At 40.6% G+C, this 17,627-nt stretch carries 16 protein-coding genes; 13 read left to right on the forward strand and 3 right to left on the reverse strand.

Annotated features, from left to right (window positions below; translation table 11 throughout):
* Positions 1–125: 125 nt before the first annotated feature.
* The 4 genes from rpiB (at position 126) to dgoD (ending at position 3,868) form a co-directional block, all read left to right on the forward strand.
* Positions 126–587 carry a ribose 5-phosphate isomerase B gene (gene rpiB / locus PU629_RS02805; protein WP_275282754.1) on the forward strand — a complete coding sequence of 154 codons (462 nt, stop codon included), beginning with the start codon at positions 126–128 and terminating at the stop codon, positions 585–587.
* Between the two features lie 509 nt (positions 588–1,096).
* A complete protein-coding gene (locus PU629_RS02810; protein ID WP_275282755.1) occupies positions 1,097–2,053 on the forward strand; it encodes a sugar kinase in 957 nt (318 codons plus the stop codon).
* A gap of 21 nt (positions 2,054–2,074) precedes the next feature.
* Positions 2,075–2,701, forward strand: a complete 627-nt coding sequence (locus PU629_RS02815) for a bifunctional 4-hydroxy-2-oxoglutarate aldolase/2-dehydro-3-deoxy-phosphogluconate aldolase (protein ID WP_275284341.1) — start codon at positions 2,075–2,077, stop codon at positions 2,699–2,701.
* A gap of 18 nt (positions 2,702–2,719) precedes the next feature.
* Positions 2,720–3,868, forward strand: coding sequence for a galactonate dehydratase (dgoD, locus tag PU629_RS02820; RefSeq protein WP_275282756.1), 1,149 nt, complete (start codon positions 2,720–2,722; stop codon positions 3,866–3,868).
* A gap of 922 nt (positions 3,869–4,790) precedes the next feature.
* Here dgoD and PU629_RS02825 read toward each other — a convergent pair.
* The 3 genes from PU629_RS02825 to PU629_RS02835 form a co-directional block, all read right to left on the reverse strand.
* Positions 4,791–6,104, reverse strand: coding sequence for an MFS transporter (locus PU629_RS02825; RefSeq protein WP_275282757.1), 1,314 nt, complete (start codon positions 6,102–6,104; stop codon positions 4,791–4,793).
* Positions 6,105–6,398: 294 nt separating this feature from the next.
* Positions 6,399–7,346 (reverse strand): 3-hydroxyacyl-CoA dehydrogenase family protein, encoded by a 948-nt coding sequence (locus PU629_RS02830; RefSeq protein ID WP_275282758.1) that lies wholly within the window; start codon positions 7,344–7,346, stop codon positions 6,399–6,401.
* Between the two features lie 99 nt (positions 7,347–7,445).
* Positions 7,446–8,276, reverse strand: coding sequence for a sugar phosphate isomerase/epimerase family protein (locus PU629_RS02835; protein WP_275282759.1), 831 nt, complete (start codon positions 8,274–8,276; stop codon positions 7,446–7,448).
* Between the two features lie 361 nt (positions 8,277–8,637).
* Between PU629_RS02835 and PU629_RS02840 the strand changes: the two genes are divergently transcribed.
* The 9 genes from PU629_RS02840 (at position 8,638) to PU629_RS02880 (ending at position 17,623) form a co-directional block, all read left to right on the forward strand.
* Entirely contained in the window at positions 8,638–9,639 is a 1,002-nt protein-coding gene (locus PU629_RS02840) for a dihydroxyacetone kinase subunit DhaK (RefSeq protein ID WP_275282760.1), read from the forward strand.
* Positions 9,640–9,669: 30 nt separating this feature from the next.
* The gene (gene dhaL, locus PU629_RS02845; RefSeq protein ID WP_275282761.1) at positions 9,670–10,317 is read left to right on the forward strand and encodes a dihydroxyacetone kinase subunit DhaL; all 648 of its coding nucleotides are present in this window, start codon (positions 9,670–9,672) and stop codon (positions 10,315–10,317) included.
* Complete coding sequence (locus PU629_RS02850; protein ID WP_275282762.1) at positions 10,317–11,090, forward strand: triose-phosphate isomerase family protein; 774 nt, start codon at positions 10,317–10,319, stop codon at positions 11,088–11,090. Before dhaL ends, PU629_RS02850 begins: the two co-directional genes overlap by 1 nt.
* On the forward strand, positions 11,087–11,863 hold the full coding sequence (locus PU629_RS02855) for a DeoR/GlpR family DNA-binding transcription regulator (protein WP_275282763.1): 777 nt from the start codon (positions 11,087–11,089) through the stop codon (positions 11,861–11,863). Before PU629_RS02850 ends, PU629_RS02855 begins: the two co-directional genes overlap by 4 nt.
* A gap of 867 nt (positions 11,864–12,730) precedes the next feature.
* Positions 12,731–13,714 carry a LacI family DNA-binding transcriptional regulator gene (locus PU629_RS02860; protein ID WP_275282764.1) on the forward strand — a complete coding sequence of 328 codons (984 nt, stop codon included), beginning with the start codon at positions 12,731–12,733 and terminating at the stop codon, positions 13,712–13,714.
* A 55-nt stretch (positions 13,715–13,769) separates the two neighbouring features.
* A complete protein-coding gene (rbsD, locus tag PU629_RS02865) occupies positions 13,770–14,159 on the forward strand; it encodes a D-ribose pyranase (protein WP_275282765.1) in 390 nt (129 codons plus the stop codon).
* A gap of 18 nt (positions 14,160–14,177) precedes the next feature.
* On the forward strand, positions 14,178–15,671 hold the full coding sequence (locus PU629_RS02870) for a sugar ABC transporter ATP-binding protein (RefSeq protein WP_275284342.1): 1,494 nt from the start codon (positions 14,178–14,180) through the stop codon (positions 15,669–15,671).
* Complete coding sequence (locus PU629_RS02875) at positions 15,668–16,597, forward strand: ABC transporter permease (RefSeq protein WP_275282766.1); 930 nt, start codon at positions 15,668–15,670, stop codon at positions 16,595–16,597. The genes PU629_RS02870 and PU629_RS02875 overlap by 4 nt, the downstream gene beginning before the upstream one ends.
* 60 nt (positions 16,598–16,657) lie before the next feature.
* The gene (locus PU629_RS02880) at positions 16,658–17,623 is read left to right on the forward strand and encodes a D-ribose ABC transporter substrate-binding protein (protein WP_275282767.1); all 966 of its coding nucleotides are present in this window, start codon (positions 16,658–16,660) and stop codon (positions 17,621–17,623) included.
* Positions 17,624–17,627: the final 4 nt, after the last annotated feature.

Below are 17,627 nucleotides of genomic sequence, written 5' to 3' on the forward strand. Positions count from 1 at the left end.
ATCAGGTTTGAATCACCTTTTGTTTTTATTTATTTTCGATAGTTTTCATTTTTCAGATAAAACCATTGACAATAATAACAAAAAGTGAAAAAATATAATTATCAAATAATTAGAGGGGTGATGACGTGAAAATTGGTGTAGGTGCAGATCATAATGCGTTCGAATTAAAAGAAGCCGTAAAAACATATATTGAAGGCTTAGGGCATGAAGTGGTCGATTATGGCTGTTATTCAAAAGACATGATTGATTACCCGGGTGTGGCATTTAATGTAGCCACCAAATTAAAAGAAGGAGAAGTTGAAAGAGCCCTTCTTTTCTGCGGGACCGGGATTGGTATGTCCATTGCTGCAAACAAAGTACCTGGGATCCGTTCTGCGCAGTGTCATGATCCTTATTCTGCAGAACGCGCTCAGCTTAGTAATAACGCTCAGATCATTACGATGGGTGCAAAAGTCATTGGAGAAGAGGCTGCCAAAAAAGTCGCTGAAGCTTATCTTAATGTCTCCTTCCAAGGCGGCAACTCGGGAAGAAAGATTGATCAAATCATGGATAAAGAGAAAGAATATATCGCTCAAGGTTCATGCTAAGTAACTTATTTTTATAAGAAAACCTTTCTTTTAAGGGAATCTTCTAGAGGAACCAGTGAACTCCTGAGTTATTAGGAAGCTTACTGTTCCCTTTGAGGATATATAGGCGTTTTCTCGGTTATCAAGGCTAATGAACTGAAAGGTTGACTTACTACATCTGAAGCACTTTTCTTTCAATATGTGTCTCCTTGGCCAATTAATACTAATTAGATAAATTGGTATTTTTCAAGACTGTATGACTGGGATATTAGGTGTACAGTCTTTTTTACACTTGAGAAACAGAACCGGATTAGTCAGGGCAATCGTCCTAAAATGGCATGGCGGGGATTTACAGGCCACAAATTTTAATGGGAGTCATTAAATTCAAAAGGGTGGTTCGTAAATAGAAAGCTATCTCTTTGATTTGCACCGTGACTTTTCTTGATGTTCTTCTTCTGAAGGAACCTATATAGACTTTAGGAACAATACGATTGATAGTGAACAATAGGATCTTGAATGGAGGGTCTGCTTTGGATGTTATAAGTATAGGGGAAACAATGGTTCTGTTTACTCCCGAAGCTCCAGGACAATTGCGCTATTCCAGGAATTATTCCTCGAAAATTGCCGGGGCTGAAACCAATACATTAATAGGACTTTCCAAGCTGGGACATCGCACCGGTTGGATTGGTCAGGTAGGAGCCGATGAGTTTGGAGCCTTCATCCTTTCAACAGTTCGCGGTGAAGGGGTTGATACGAGTCAAGTATTAAAAAATGAAAAGGCCCCTACAGGAGTATTTTTCAAAGAGTTACTTAATGAAGATAATGTTCGCATCCAATACTACCGAAAAGGTTCTGCGGCAAGTTTTATCGCACCCGATCAAGTAAGTGAGGACTATCTAGCAAAAGCTCAATATCTCTATTTGACAGGAATCACGCCTGCTTTAAGTGAATCTTGTAAGGAAGCGGTTTTCTATGCGATTGAGGCGGCCAAACGTCTTGGAAAAACCATTGTCTTTGACCCTAATATCCGTCATAAGCTTTGGGGGGACGAAGAGGCCAGAAAAACGTTGCTAGCGATCGTGGAAAAAGTGGACATTATGTTACCGGGTGTTGCTGAAGGGGAGTTTTTGTTTGGTACAAAAAATGTCCCTAAAATGGCTGAGCATCTTCACAAGCGCGGTGTCAAAACGGTTGTTATGAAACTTGGAAAAAAAGGCGCCTACCTTTCAACCGAGTTCGAACAAAAATTTATTCCTGGCTTTAAGGTTTCAAAAGTGGTTGATCCAGTTGGCGCGGGGGATGGTTTTTCAGCAGGATTCTTATCAGGTCTGCTTGACGGCTTATCCCTTGAAGAATCTGTGAAAAGGGCCTGTGCTGTAGGCGCCATGGTTATTACGGTCAGTGGTGACATTGAAGGTTTACCTGATCGAGAAAGGCTAGATGACTTTATGAGGGCTTCAACAACGGCAGAACGTGTTTCTCGCTAAGAAAGGAGTGTGGTTTTTTTGATGGAGACGTTGCAAGGCATTTTGACTCATAAAATTGTGGCTATTATACGACAGGCCGCTCCTAAAGATGTTTTGAAAATTGCCAATGCCCTCTATGATGGAGGGATACGTGTTTTAGAAATTACGATGAATTCACCAGGCGCACTTAAAGCCATTGAAGAACTGACCGATACGTTAGGTGACAAATTATTAGTGGGTGCCGGTACTGTATTGGACCCGGAAACAGCACGGGCAGCCCTTTCAGCTGGTGCGACATTTATTCTGTCTCCAACGGTTAACATCGAAACGATAAAAGTCACTAAGCGATATGGCGCTGTCAGTATACCTGGAGCCTTTACCCCAACTGAAATCTTAACGGCCTATGAAAATGGGGCTGATATTATTAAGGTATTTCCGGCCTCAATAGGTCCTGGATACATAAAGGACATTCGCGGACCCCTTCCGCATATTCCGTTATTACCAACTGGCGGTGTCAATTTAGATACGATCAAAGAATTTTCCAAAGCCGGTGCTGTTGGCTTTGGGATAGGAAGTTCTCTTGTTAATACGAAAAACGAGATTACAGAACTCTATCTAAAGGAATTAACAGAGAAGGCGAAGCAATTTGTTTCAGCTGTAAAAGCTTAAGTAAAGGAGTGAGTCACTATGAAGGTAACAGGCTATGAACTTTTTCAAGTCCCTCCTCGTTGGTTATTTCTAAAAATAGAAACGGATGAAGGCATTACAGGTTGGGGAGAACCTGTTGTTGAAGGAAGGGCGGAGACTGTTGGTGCGGCTGTAAAAGAATTGATGGAATACTTAGTAGGAAAAGACCCATTAAGAATTGAAGATCACTGGAGTACGATGTATCGTTCAGGGTTCTATCGGGGCGGCCCCATATTAATGAGTGCTATTTCTGGTATTGATCAAGCGCTTTGGGATATAAAGGGTAAGTATTTTAATGCTCCCATTTATCAACTTTTAGGCGGTGCGTGCCGCGACTCCATTAAAGTTTATTCGTGGATTGGCGGAGACCGGCCGTCAGAAGTGGGGGAAGCGGCCAAAGAAGCGGTGAAGACCGGCTTTTCTGCAGTGAAAATGAACGGGACTGAGGAACTTCAAATCATTGATTCTTATGAAAAAATCGATCAAGCCGTTGAACGGATGGCCGCTGTTCGTGAAGCTGTTGGGCCGTCTGTTGGAATTGGAATTGACTTTCATGGACGTGTGCATAAACCTATGGCGAAGATCTTAGCAAAGGAACTGGAAACGTATCGCCCTATGTTCATTGAAGAGCCTGTTCTTTCGGAAAACAATGAAGCCTTAAGGGAAGTGGCTCGTGCAGTAACTATTCCAATTGCAACAGGCGAACGACTGTTTTCGAGATGGGACTTTAAACACCTCTTATCAGAAGGTTACGTCGACATCATTCAACCTGATTTGTCCCACGCAGGCGGCATTACAGAATGTAAGAAAATTATTTCAATGGCAGAAGCCTATGATGTTGCGGCAGCTCCTCATTGTCCATTAGGTCCTATTGCACTTGCGGCATGCTTACAAGTGGATGCCACGTGCTATAACGCTTTTATTCAAGAACAAAGTTTGGGAATTCATTATAATCAAGGAAGCGATCTGCTGGACTATGTTGTAGATAAAAAGGTATTTGACTATGAGGATGGCTATGTCAAAATCCCAAACGGCCCTGGTCTTGGCATTGAAATAAACGAAATTCATGTAAGGAAGATGGCGGAAGAAGGCCACAACTGGAGAAACCCAGTATGGAGACATAAGGATGGCAGTGTTGCGGAATGGTAAATGAAAGCGAGTAAACGAGATAATTTCAGCTATAGTTCTATTAATCACCATCATCTACGTTTTAACGGGTTCACTTCAGAGGTGCAAACAATTAACTATCAAGGTAAATCGCACGGCTTGGCATAGTCATTCGGTACCGACCCCCAAAAGTTAGAGTGAAAAAATCTAACTTTCGGGGGTAACCACCGTTTCACATAGTCATTCACCGTGGACCTTTTCCAATCACAGTTTAATTTACATGGGTGGATATAATTAGTGGAGGTGTGTGAATTAACCGGTGATTGAGCAAGTGAAAGGTAGGGGGATTACTAAGGAATTTGGATATATCTGTTAAAATAAATGTTGGATTATCGAAGGCTTTGTAAAAAAAATGGTTCTTAAGGTAAAAACCGGGGTGTAATGGTTAACAAGAAATTTTAGAGTAACCTGTGATCGTTGAAATAAGCGGAGATTTTTCCGTTATCAACCAAAGTAGCGTTCAGTTCGTCATAAATAAGCGGAGTTTTTCCGCTTAAACAAAAAGAAATGACCCATTTTCATGTTTTTTGAGTCAATAGTCGGAATTTCTCCGTCTATTTTAGCTATTTTTGGTGCTGATTTCTAAATAAGCGGAATTTCTCCGCTTATTTAGAAAGTTCACTTTAGCCATTTAATGAAATAGGTAATAGATTGCCTTTTATGAAAATAATCAAACCGAATCTCAAAGGATTCGGTTGTTTTGACGTTTACTAGTCTTTTCTTTCTGTGATTTTATTGTGAATAGTAGTGTGATTGAAGGTGATAATTAGAGTTTTGCACCTCACAAGCGAAACCGTTATCTACGTTTGATGGTGTTTTTTATACTTACTAATAGCGTCCAACGAAATAAAAGATCAGAGAGGCCTCTAAATCCCCTCTGATCTTTTTTGAAACGAAATGGAGATTAGTTAACTTTAATTCTTTCGACCTTGCCAACTAGGAACAAGTAAGAAAGAGCGCCTATAAGAGCAATTGCACTGACGAAGACAAGGGCACCACCAAAGTTTTGGCTTTGGCCTACAATAGCACCTATGACGATAGGTGTGACGATACCGGAAAGGTTGCCTGCAAAGTTAAAGATACCGCCAGCCATACCTAAAAGTTCCTTTGGTGCAACATCTCCAATTAGTGTCCAGGAGATACCAGACATCCCTTGAGCAAAGAAGGCAACGGACATGATCGTTATAACAAGACCGATGTTTGTTGTGTAATTCGCAAGAACAATTGAACAAGCTAAGAGTAAGCCAATAATAATGGGTGTTTTTCGTCCAGCGCTATTTGAAAAGCCGCGACGGATCAGAAAGTCAGAGAAGGCTCCTCCAAATAAGACGCCTGCAAATGCCGCAATATAAGGGACCATTGAGTAAAAGCCGGCATGAATAATGGACATATGCTTATCTGTTACAAGATACGTAGGGAACCAAGTTAAAAAGAACCAAAGAGTTGTCGTAATTCCGAATTGGCCGATATAAATCCCCCAAAGTGTCCGTTTTTTAAGAAGAACACTCACTTTTGCCCAACTTAATTTTTCCTTCTCGCCAGTATCTTCACCCAGACCGCCGCCTTCGCGAATGTACTGAAGTTCTTCTTCATTTACTTTAGGGTGACTTTTTGGTTCACGTACGAGCTTAAACCATACGGGGACAAAGATCAGACCGATTGCACCAGTGGTAATAAAAATCGCTTGCCAGCCAAAAGAAGAAACAATCCAAGCTAGAATAGGTGTTAAGAAAGCTAATCCAACGTATTCGCCAGCCGTATAAATACCAGTAGCTAATGCTCGTTCTTGCCTAGGGAACCAAGTGGCAACTAAGCGGTTATTTGTAGGGAAGGCAGGTGCCTCAGAGAAACCAAGACCGAGTCTTAAGCCGAATAGTAAACCAAATCCTTTTGCAAAGGCTTGGAAAAACGTAAAGAGTGACCAGATAATTAAGGCCAATCCATAGGTTAAGCGTGGTCCTAATCTATCAAGAATAAATCCGCCTGGAATTTGCATGATAGCATAGGTCCAACCAAAGGCGGACATGATGAGACCTTCAGAAACGGCATTTAAGTGCAGGGCACTTGAAAGCTGTGGTGCTGCAATTGAGATATTCGTTCGATCCAAGTAGTTTAATGCAGTACTTAAAAATAAGACAAATAAAATAATGTACCGGGCTTTAGATCTCGTTTTAACTTGTTTTTTCCCAACAGGAGTCGATTCCTTTTTTAAGGTCATATTAGGTTACCTCCAAATATAGATGTTCCAATGTGAACGGTTTCATTATTGTGTTGTTTTTAAGCGCTTACTAAAGCTGAAAAAAAGAGCTAACAGCTTTAGAGCGCCAAGTCTTCTGCCTGCAGTCAATTTAAGAATTAAACCATCAGCTCCCTTACATCTTTTAACAAAATTCAATACATAAGAAAACGCAAGGGAGCCGATTAGATTAAAAACGGTTAAAGTCTATCTTATTAAAATTAACGAACGCCATTCATCTCGTAATAAGTCAGGTTAAAAGTGTTATTAGAGAACTTATCTTACAGTCTCAAGGTCTTTCTTGAGCCAATGAACGAGTTCTTCCTCACGTTCACGTTCCATTTGGGCTGTGAATTCAGGGCTCCATTCATAAAACCCTTTTCCTGTCTTCGGACCAATATGACCGTTATCCACTAACTCTTTCATTTGTGGGAAAATGTCTTTGCGATCACATAGGTCTTCGAAAAGGTAGGAAGTAATGGAAGCATTTGTATTAAGGCCGCCCATATCCATTGTCATAAATGGTCCCGTTACACCAAAACGTCGTCCAAGACTATATTTGATCGCGGCATCAATATCTTCCATAGAGGCAATATCTTGTTGAAGGATGTATTGAGCTTCTCTAAAAATGGCGTATTGCAGACGATTTCCAACTGAGCCTAATACGTCCTTTTTTACGAGAATTGGTTTTTTATTTAATGATTTTAGGAAGGCCATTGCTCGTTCAGCCGTTTCATCGGATGTATGTTCCCCGCGTACAACCTCAACCAGTGGCATTAGATGAGCGGGAAGCCAGAAGTGTGTCACGACACAACGGGAAGGATTTTTGGTTAATTTAGCAATTTCGGTGGCACTAAGTCCGGATGTATTGCTGCCAATAATCGTGCTTTCAGGCAGCATGTCATCTAATTGCTTGAAGTAGTCTTGTTTAAGTTCAAGAATTTCAGGGATGGCTTCAATGACGAATGTCGCGTCTTGGACACAGTCACTAAGTGAATCGGTGAATGTAATGGATTTAAGGATTTGTCTCTTCTTATCTTCGCCAAAGACTTCGTAACCAACTAGAGTATCTAATTTGCTCTCAAGCCCAGTTTTGGCACGCTCAATATCTTCCACGTTGGTTCCCCAAACTTTTACAGCGTGCCCGGCCCAGGCTGCAGTCAATGCAATAGAGTGCCCCATGATTCCGGATCCTACAATAGAGAGTTTTTCTTGACTAGACATGTTATTCCCACCTTAAATTAATGTTTGTTTTTAATCGTGCGTCTTACTAATTAAAGATCAAAATTTTCGAACAGCCACTTGATGTAAAAGCGTCTTCTCTTAACTGTTCACTTTACTGACTGTGATTGGTTTTAAATGTTTTACTACATAGTCGTGGACATTGTAAATAACGTGATCGGGATCGACAGCTGTTTCCGGTGTTTCTTCTTCAACCATAATCCAGCTATCATAACCGTAATCAACGAGTGATGTTACAATAGCAGGAAAATCAATATCTCCTTCACCCATCTTTGCCCATGTTAAGTTATTGGAGCAATCCTTGAAATGAACGTGTTTTATAATAGGAAGGTTTTCTCTTACAATATCAACCGGATTCATGCCGCCTGCTTTAATGTGGCCGGCGTCTGGGGTATAGCCGATGTACTTTGTATCTAATTCTTCAAAGAGAACTTGGTAATCGGATTCCGTTCTAAAATAAGAAGTAGCAGGGGAAGCCGGATGGAAGGAGGCGACAACTCCATTTTCATAAGCGCGTTTTCCTAGAGCATTCGCACAACGGATAATGTCTCTTTGTCTTTTTAATAGATGATCTCTATTAGGTCCCACTCTTGATGGAACATTTAGCTTTGCATTTGGAAAGTGTTTGACATAATCAATATAGAAATCAGCTCGTGCTCTTTCTTCATCTGATTCCTTATCGTTTAACCAAGTGAATGGCACTGTCAATGCCGCCAGTTCAATTCCTTTACGATCAAGTTTTTCTTTTAGCTTCTTAGGATCATTTTTGTATTTTCCTAATAAGGCATATTGCACATCAACACCTTGAAATCCCGAATCACTCACAACATCAATAATATGATCCAGGTTGTCAACTTCTTTGTCATAATCTAGTACCCATGTTGAGGTATGACACCCAAATTTAATGGTCATTGCCTAATCGCTCCTTTCAAAAATTAAAATAATAATTAAATGAATGCCAGAGTGCCAGGTAAAGAGTTAGCGTTTACATTATTAAATGGCGAAATATTTTGTCATTGAAATACCATTTGATCACATTATATACTCACTTGTTTTTCATTTCAATATATTTTTAAAAGTTATATTCGTCAAATAATTATCATTTTTCCGTTGACAATGATCATTTGATCATCATATAATAGCCAATATAGAAATTGCTCATTTATGAATGCGGTTACTTAAGGGTGTTTTTAAACTAGATTACTTTCATTTGAAAGGTCTTTAACGACTATATAATTTAACCATCGTAAGGTTAATGAAGGAGGAACCCTACTTGAAGTATTTTCTTAATCATAATGATGAAATAGTTAATGAGGCGTTAGAGGGGTTAATGGCTCTGACTCCTAATCAACATCTAAGTCGTATAGATGGTGCTCTTTCGGTTAGTTGTAAGAATGAAGGAAGAAAAGTGAAAATCATTATCGGTGGAGGAAGCGGTCATGAACCTTTATTCGCAGGTATGGTTGGACCTGGGATGGCTGATGCGGCGGTAATGGGATATGTATTTGCTGCTCCTAGCCCGATGGCCATTGTCAAAACGGCTAAAGCAGTCGCAAAGAACGGTGAGGATGTCATTGTTTTATACGGCAACTATTCTGGTGACGTTCTTAACTTTGACATGGCTCAAGAAGATCTAGAGGATGAAGGCATTAAGTCTGCTGCAGTAAGAGTTCATGACGAAATTGCATCGGCTGCTGTCGAAGATCGACAGCAGCGCCGAGGGACAGCTGGAGCAACCTTTGTGTTAAAATGCGTTTCGGCAGCGGCTGATCGTGGTCTTGAATTGGATGAAATTATACGAATAGCAGAGAAGGCGAATGAATATACCCGTACTATCGGTGTGGCAGCTGGAGCAGCGGATTCACCGTCAGACGGCCGCCCGATGTTCGAAATACCTGAAGGCAAAGTTGAAATTGGTATGGGGGTTCATGGTGAGAAAGGCGTTTTCGTTGGTGACTTTACAACAGCTGATGAAATTGTTGATCAAATGCTCCAAAGGTTATGGGCTGATTTTGAAGCCACCGAAACTCAATTAGAAGACGTGGCTGTTCTCATCAACGGGTTAGGCCGAACAACCCTACTAGAGTTGCTCGTTATTACTAGGAAAGTGAAAAACAGCCTGGCTGAAAAGCAAATTAAGGTTTCCTACTGCAATGCAGGGGAGTTTGAAACTTCACTAAATATGCACGGTTTTTCAATCACTTTAATGGCTTTAGACGAAGAATTGAAGTCTCTACTCTTTGAACCCGCCCAATCCTTTGGTTTTTCATTATAATAATAATTTCTCAATGCTTGGAGGAACATAATGATGCTAATACAAGAATGGAAAGACGCTGTTGTTCATGCACTTCAACTTGTTGTAGATCACGAAACGTATCTAGATGATCTCGATAAGTCACTCGGAGATGGAGACCATGGTACGACGGTTGCTCGCGGAATGCGCAGTGCGATTAAGGGATTAGAAGAAGAATGTGAATATGGTAATCAAGTCTTTGCGATAGTTGGGAATCGAATGCTAGAAGCCATGGGTGGCGCATCGGGAGTTCTTTATGGCGTATTCTTTCGTGCCTCTAGAAAGTGTTCGAAGCAATCCGAAATGACACCTGAGTACATTCTCGAATTATTCGAAACTGGCTTGCAAGAATTGAAGAAGAGAAGCGGTGCAAACCTAGGGGATAAGACAATGCTTGATGCCGTAGTTCCGGCGGTTGAAGCGGTTCGGTCTGCTGTAAAAGATGGAGAGACTGACGTTAGAAATACCTTGCGATTGGCGTTAGAAGGGGCCAAACAAGGAGCGGAATCAACAAAAGACATGCTAGCCCGTTTTGGGAGAGCCAAGTTTCTAGGTGAAAGATCCCGTTCCATTATGGATCCTGGTGCGGCATCCTTTACTTTATTCTTCGAAGGACTTTATTCGGGAGCCGCGGTTCAAAAAATTGGAGACGCTGAATAATGGCGGATGTTTACATTGGAACAAATTGGAAGATGAATATGGACCCTGATTTGACTACTGAATGGGCGAAGCATCTTCGAATGTATATGCTCCATGCCGAAAGTAAGCCAACCGTTTTTGTGATGCCGCCGTTTCCTCTGATTCCTCAATTGATGGAGGAACTGAAGGGAACAGACGTCTTGATCGGCGCGCAAAATTGCCATTGGGAAACAACCGGCTCTTATACCGGCGAAATTTCGCCTCGATTATTAGCCAAAATGGGTGTGGATATGGTGTTAGTTGGACATGCAGAAAGAAGAGCGCAGTTCAATGAAACCAATCAAATGATTCATAAAAAATTGAGTGCCGTTTTAAAAGAAGGCATGCGTGCTGTCCTCTGCATAGGGGAAGATCACACAGTAAAAGGAAAAGCCGATGAGACTGAACGTGTTTTGCGAGAACAACTCGAGATTGCCTTACAAGGGATAGAACTGACATCACCAGACCAGGTTATCCTCGCTTATGAACCGGTGTGGGCAATTGGAGAACATGGAGAAGATCCTGCTCCGGGTGAGATACGATCTTCCCTTGAGATAATTCGTCAAGTTTCCTATGAAATTTTAAGAGAGTATCCGCCAATTGTCTATGGTGGAAGTGTCAATCCCGACAATGCTCAAGAGTTGCTCGCGGTGCCTTTCGTAAATGGTCTATTTGTGGGAAGGCATGCACTCGATGGTGAACAGTTTACTCATATTGCACAGATAACGGTATCCGAAAGGGTAGAGAATGCATGAACGATCGTGAACAAAGGTTGCAAGATATAATAAAAATTGTTCAAGAGCATGATAGTATTTCAGTTGAGAGCTTACAAGATATTCTCGGAGTATCTGGTTCTACGGTTCGCAGTGATCTAAGGATTCTTGTTAAAGAGGGTAAAATCCAAAGGGAGCATGGGCGAGTCACTCGTGTCTCTGATATAGACTTAAATGACCAGGATGGATTACCTTCGTTTGAGCATCGACTTCAAATTAATCTTGAACAGAAAGAAAGGATTGCAAAAATAGCAGAATCCTTCATCAATAACAATGATTCCATCATTTTAGATGCAAGTTCAACCTGTTTTCTTCTTGCCAAACGACTAGTGAATTCAGGGAAAAACTTAACAGTTGTAACAAACAGTGTAAGTTCTGCTCAATTGCTGCACAAGAACCAAAGACTTCAAGTGATTCTTATTGGCGGAACTTTAGGCGTTCAAAATAATACAGAAGGAACATTAGGAATTAGTGTCTTTGAACATTTAAACATAAAAAAATGTTTTGTTTCTGGTTATGGCGTATCTGTTCAACAAGGAATTACAGACTTTAGCCTCTTGGAGATTGAACTAAAGAAGAAATTTGTAGAAGTGGCCCAGGAATCCTATGCGCTAGTAGACTCAAGCAAATTTGATGTCGTATCCGTCGGGACTTTTTGTTCACTCGATAAATTAGATGCCATAATAACTGACGATGAACTCCCAAATGAACTCACACAAAAATACCAAAACAAACTAACCATCATTAAACCATGAAACGCGGGGACGGTTCTCGCGTTTCACTCTTTTTGGAACACTGGAACGCAGGGACGGTTCTTGTGTTCCACTTTTTCTTTTTAAGTCGAAAATGGCTAGCCTTTCTGCTGGCAATCCGCGATCCTGGCTTATTATTCCCGCAAGAGGCTCTCCCATTCTGCATGAGAGTGGGTACATATTTCAGTGGAACACGGGGACGTGGAACACGGGGACGGATCTCGTGTCTCATTTTTTCTTTTTAAGTAGACATTGATTCGCCTTCTTCAGGCAGCTCTAATCTCATTTTGAACGAGCACCATGAAAGTCCTTTAGTTAGCGTTATTTTCTGCCTAGGGGAGCGAGTATTGGTTAATAGAAACAGGTATAGGAGAAGAGTATTAATGTAGTCACGTATGTTGTTGGCAATCAAAAAATGTAGCGTTTGGTAATTAATGAATTGGAAATTAGGATAGAACATAGCTTTACATGGAGTGGGGATGTGACTAGCAGGAGAGCCGTTAAAACCCTTTTCTGATGCATGTTATGGAGAATTGTATCCGCAGAGGCTCCATAACAAGACCTTAATTGTCACATTGGAAAAACCCTCAATTATTCAAAACTACAACCAATACAATTTTTAATACCTAAATAAACCCATTTATGTCATTATGTGTATTTCCATTAATGGATGTTCACTCGGCGCATTTTACCTGTCCAGTCCTAAGAATGTAATTTCTGGTACATTAAAATATAAAAAAAATATATTGACATGAGTTTAATAAATGGTAGAATAAAATTTGTTCACCAGATGTGGTAACGTTTCCACATCGGATTAAGCGCTTCTGCAGCGCATGTAAATGGTTGTCTCAGACACATGGAGGGTTAGTAATGGCTACTATAAAAGATGTTGCTCGTTTATCGAATGTCTCAGTCTCTACGGTATCAAGAGTCATTAATAGTAGTGGTTATGTAGCTAAAGAGGTTCATGAACGCGTTGTCAAATCAATGAAGGCGCTTAACTATCAGCCTAATGAAGTTGCAAGAGGTTTGGTAAGCAAGAAAACCTCTATAATTGGCCTAATCATTCCGGATGTGTCTAACCCATTCTTTTCAGATATTGCCAGAGGGGTAGAAGACAAAGCCATAATGAATCAATATAATGTCATGCTTTGTAATACGGACTGGCAGCTTGAGAGAGAAACGAATTACATAAAGTTATTGCAAGGAAAATGGGTAGAAGGAATCGTATTAGCAGGGACTCGGTCATTGGAAGCTGAACTAACATCTGTATTAGGGAACTTGCCCGTAGTGTTTGTTGATCGTAAGCCTTTTAATTCAGCGAGTGCGATTTGGAGTGATAATGAGCAAGGTGGTTATATGGCGACAAATCATCTCATTGAAAATGGATGTGAAAACATTGTCCACCTATCTGGTCCAAAAGACTCACCATCAGCTGTCGCTAGACGTACGGGTTTTTTAAAAGCAATAGAAGAACATCCTGAAGTAACTGGCTCAGTTATACAAGGGGATTTCCGATATAACAGCGGTTTCAGTTTAGCGTCAGATCTTTTCTCAAAAAAGGAATTTCCTGATGGGATTTTTGCTGGGAATGACTTGATGGCAGTTGGTGTGACTCAAGCAGCAAATAGATATAAGGTAAATATTCCCGAGGATATTAAGCTAATTGGATACGATAATATTGCGATGTCCCAATATGTCTATCCATCCATCAGTACCATTGCTCAATCAGGATATGAAATGGGTGGTATGGCACTCGAGTTGTTATTAGAATCCCTTGAAAGAAAAGAAAAGAGGGACGTTCAGCAAGAGTTTTCCCCTCAATTAATCATACGAAAATCTACTCAGAAGTAAGTTTTTTTTCGAGCAATGTGGTAACGTTACCACACTCCAGGAAAGGAAGAAAAAAATGAAGTCATCAGGGATTTTACATGGAGAAATGTCGAAAGTTGTAGCACTACTTGGGCATGGGGATACAATCGTGATCTCCGATTGCGGATTGCCCGTACCGCCTAATGTTCAATTAATTGATCTAGCTGTCACGACCGGAGTGCCCGATTTCCTGATTGTTCTAAAAGCGGTTACACAAGAGTTGCACGTTGAGGCATGTACGGTTGCGGAAGAGTTAGAGACAAATCCAACGTTACTTGAAAAGATTTCAAGCCTTATAAAATTAGAGCCTGAAAAAATTACGCATGAGAGGTTTAAAGAGGAAACACAAAGGGCAACTGCCATTATTCGAACAGGTGAATTTACCCCTTATTCGAATGTGATTCTAACAGCGGGAGTTCCATTTTAAATGGAGGTGTTATGAGTGATGAGCATTCTTAAGATGTCTGGAATATCAAAATCATTTGGGCCGGTTAATGTCCTGAAAAATGTTGATCTTGAGATTGAAACAGGTGAGGTCCTTGCTCTCTTAGGTGAAAATGGAGCAGGAAAATCAACCCTAATGAAGATTTTAACTGGCGTATACCATGCCGATCAGGGACAAATTGAAATCGACAACCAAATTGTAAGCGTTCAAAACATTTCTGATAGCCGGAGTCATGGTATTGAAATCATTCACCAGGAACTCAATTTATTTGAGAATTTATCAATTGCAGAGAATTTTTTGATAGGGCGTGAAGATAACTATCGAAATTCCTTTGGGTTAATTGACTATAAAAGATTAAGAAGCGATACAGCAGAGGCGCTTAAGAGAGTAAAACTCAAACGCTCGCCGATAGAAAAAGTATCGGGATTAAGTGTTGGTGAGCAGCAACTCATTGAAATTGCGAAAGCGCTTCAGTCAAATATTAAGTTTCTCGTTATGGATGAACCAACCGCTGCCTTGACTGAAACTGAAACAGAACGGCTTTTTGAGTTAATTGAGGATCTTCGTCAGAATGATGTTGGAATCGTATACATTTCTCACAGAATGGAAGAACTCTATAAAATTGCTGATAAAGTCGAGATCTTAAGAGATGGCGAATTGATTGGCACAAGGAAGATAACTGAAGTTAAGGAGCGAGAACTGATTCAGATGATGGTGGGTCGAGATGTGGAAGACCGCTATCCAAAAGCCCCAGCGAAAATAGGGAAGGAAATTCTAAAAGTAACCCATCTTACAACGAAGCAGGTTCATGATGTGAATCTGAACATAAAAGCAGGTGAGATCATTGGTTTGGGCGGATTAATGGGATCGGGCCGAACTGAAGTTGCCAGAGCCATAGCGGGAATCGATAAGATTAAAAGCGGAACCGTCATTTTTAAGGGAAATGAATGTAAGTTCAAAAACCCGAGTGAAGCGATACAAGCTGGAATGGCGTTCGTTACGGAGGATCGAAAGGGGCAAGGGCTCATTCTTTCTTTTACCGTTCGCGAAAATCTCTCGCTACCGACACTTGATAGAAGATCTGTCCTTGGATGGGTGAATAAAAAGGAAGAAAAGAAATTTGCTCAAGAATACATTCGTAATTTGCGTGTGAAGACATCTTCTGAAGAGCAAACGGCTGGGAGTTTAAGTGGAGGAAACCAGCAAAAAGTGGTTATTGGAAAATGGTTGGCAAGTGATCCTGACCTTCTAATATTAGATGAGCCAACACGGGGTGTGGATGTCGGAGCCAAACAGGAAATCTATCAACTGATGAACCAACTCGTCTCTCAAGGTAAAGGGATTCTAATGATTTCTTCTGATCTACCTGAACTTTTAGGGATGTGCGACCGGGTCTATGTGATGTATCACGGATCTACACAAGGTGAAGTGAAAGATAATTATCTGAATGAAGAAGACTTTATGACATTAGCAACAGGAGGGGCATTAAAATGAAAGAGTTTGTCAGACGCTACAAGCTTGGCCCATTAATTGGATTAATTATTCTTTTTATCATTATCTCCATTCTATCGCACCAATTCTTAACGTTAAGCAATTTAAGAAACGTGGCCTTGCAGACATCGGTCAATATGCTTCTTGCTGTCGGGATGACGTTTGTTATTTTGACATCGGGTATTGATTTATCAGTCGGTTCCACATTGGCCGTATCGGCTGTTGTTGGATCACTGGTCATGACCTCGGGCATTAATTTTGGCCTTGGCATCGTCATTGCTTTAATTGTAGGGATCTTAGCCGGTTTGATTAATGGATTATTTATCGCCTATGGACGTTTAGCACCCTTTATCGTGACATTGGGAACCATGACCTTGTATCGAGGCATTACTGAGATTCTGACACATGGAAGTCCGATCTATAATCTACCAAAAGGTTTTTCAGTTATAGGTACTGGAAGCCTTGTTGGGATTCCTATTCCCGTAATTCTTACTGTCATTGTTTTAATTGTAGCTTGGATTCTATTAAATCGATCCGTAACGGGTAGAAGAGTCTATGCGGTTGGGGGAAATGAAGAGGTAGCCAAACTCGCAGGTGTCCCAGTCAAGAAGTATCTCTTACTTGTCTATATGATCAGTGGTTTTCTCGCTGCGGTTGCAGGAATGATCTTGTCTTCCCGATTAGGCTCAGCAGAACCGACAGCAGGAAATGGTTATGAACTCGATGCCATCACTGCGGTTGTTTTAGGTGGAACGAGTTTGTTTGGGGGAGAAGGAACCTTAGTTGGTACGATTATTGGTGCTGCTATTCTAGGTGTCATCGATAATGGTTTAAATCTCTTAAATGTTAATTCCTTTTGGCAAGATGCTGTAAAAGGTGCCATTATTTTAATCGCGATTATGCTTGATCGCAAGAAACCAAATCAATGAAAAGGATTTAAAAGTGGTTTGATTATCGCTTTTAAAAATAAATTAAAGGGGTCTTATATAATGAAAAAGAAATTAAGCCTTATATTAGTTGCAGCATTAACAGCAGTTATGGTAACAGCATGTGGAAGCAGTTCATCTCAAAATAGCAGTTCAAGTTCCGATTCAAGTTCTAAATCGAACTCCAGTAGTCAAAAAACAGTCGGTCTTGCTGTCTCGACATTGAATAATCCATTTTTCGTTTCAATGCGCGATGGAGCTAAGAGTGAGGCAGATAAGAAGGGGATTCATCTTATTGTCGATAATGCAAATAATGATCAATCGACACAATTAAACCAAGTTCAAGATTTGATCCAGCAAAAAGTTGGTGCCATTTTACTTAATCCAGTTGACAGCCAAGGGTTGGCTCAAGCTGTTAAAATGGCTAATCAAGCCAATATTCCAGTTATTACACTCGATCGAAGTGTATCAAGCGGTAAAGTGACAACATTTATTGCTTCTGATAGTGTTAAGGCAGGAAAAATGGCAGCCGATCAAATTATTAAAGCATTAAATGGCAAAGGTAAAGTGGTAGAACTTCAAGGCGAGATCGGAGCTTCTTCTGAAAGAGATCGGGAAAAGGGCTTTGATAATGAAATTAAAACAGCATCAGGCATTCAAGTTGTTTCAAAACAATCGGCAGACTTTGATCGCAGTAAAGCACTAAATGTTATGGAAAATATTCTGCAAGCACATCCTGATGTTAATGCTGTATTTGCTCAAAACGATGAAATGGCATTAGGGGCATTAAAAGCTATTCAACAATCCAATAAGAAGAACGTAAAAATTGTAGGAATTGATGGAGAAGGCGAAGCCATTAAAAATGTAAATAATGGTTCGATGTATGCGGATATTGCTCAACAACCAAGTGTTGAAGGACAATTAGGCGTCGATAAGGCTCTTGACTTATTTAATGGCAAGAAACTCGATTCAACCGTTCCAGTTCCTCTTAAACTCGTTACAAAAGGCAGTTCTTTTAAAGGATTTTAAGGAT

It is taken from the genome of Pullulanibacillus sp. KACC 23026, assembly GCF_029094525.1.
Taxonomy (GTDB): Bacteria; Bacillota; Bacilli; order Bacillales; family Sporolactobacillaceae; genus KACC-23026.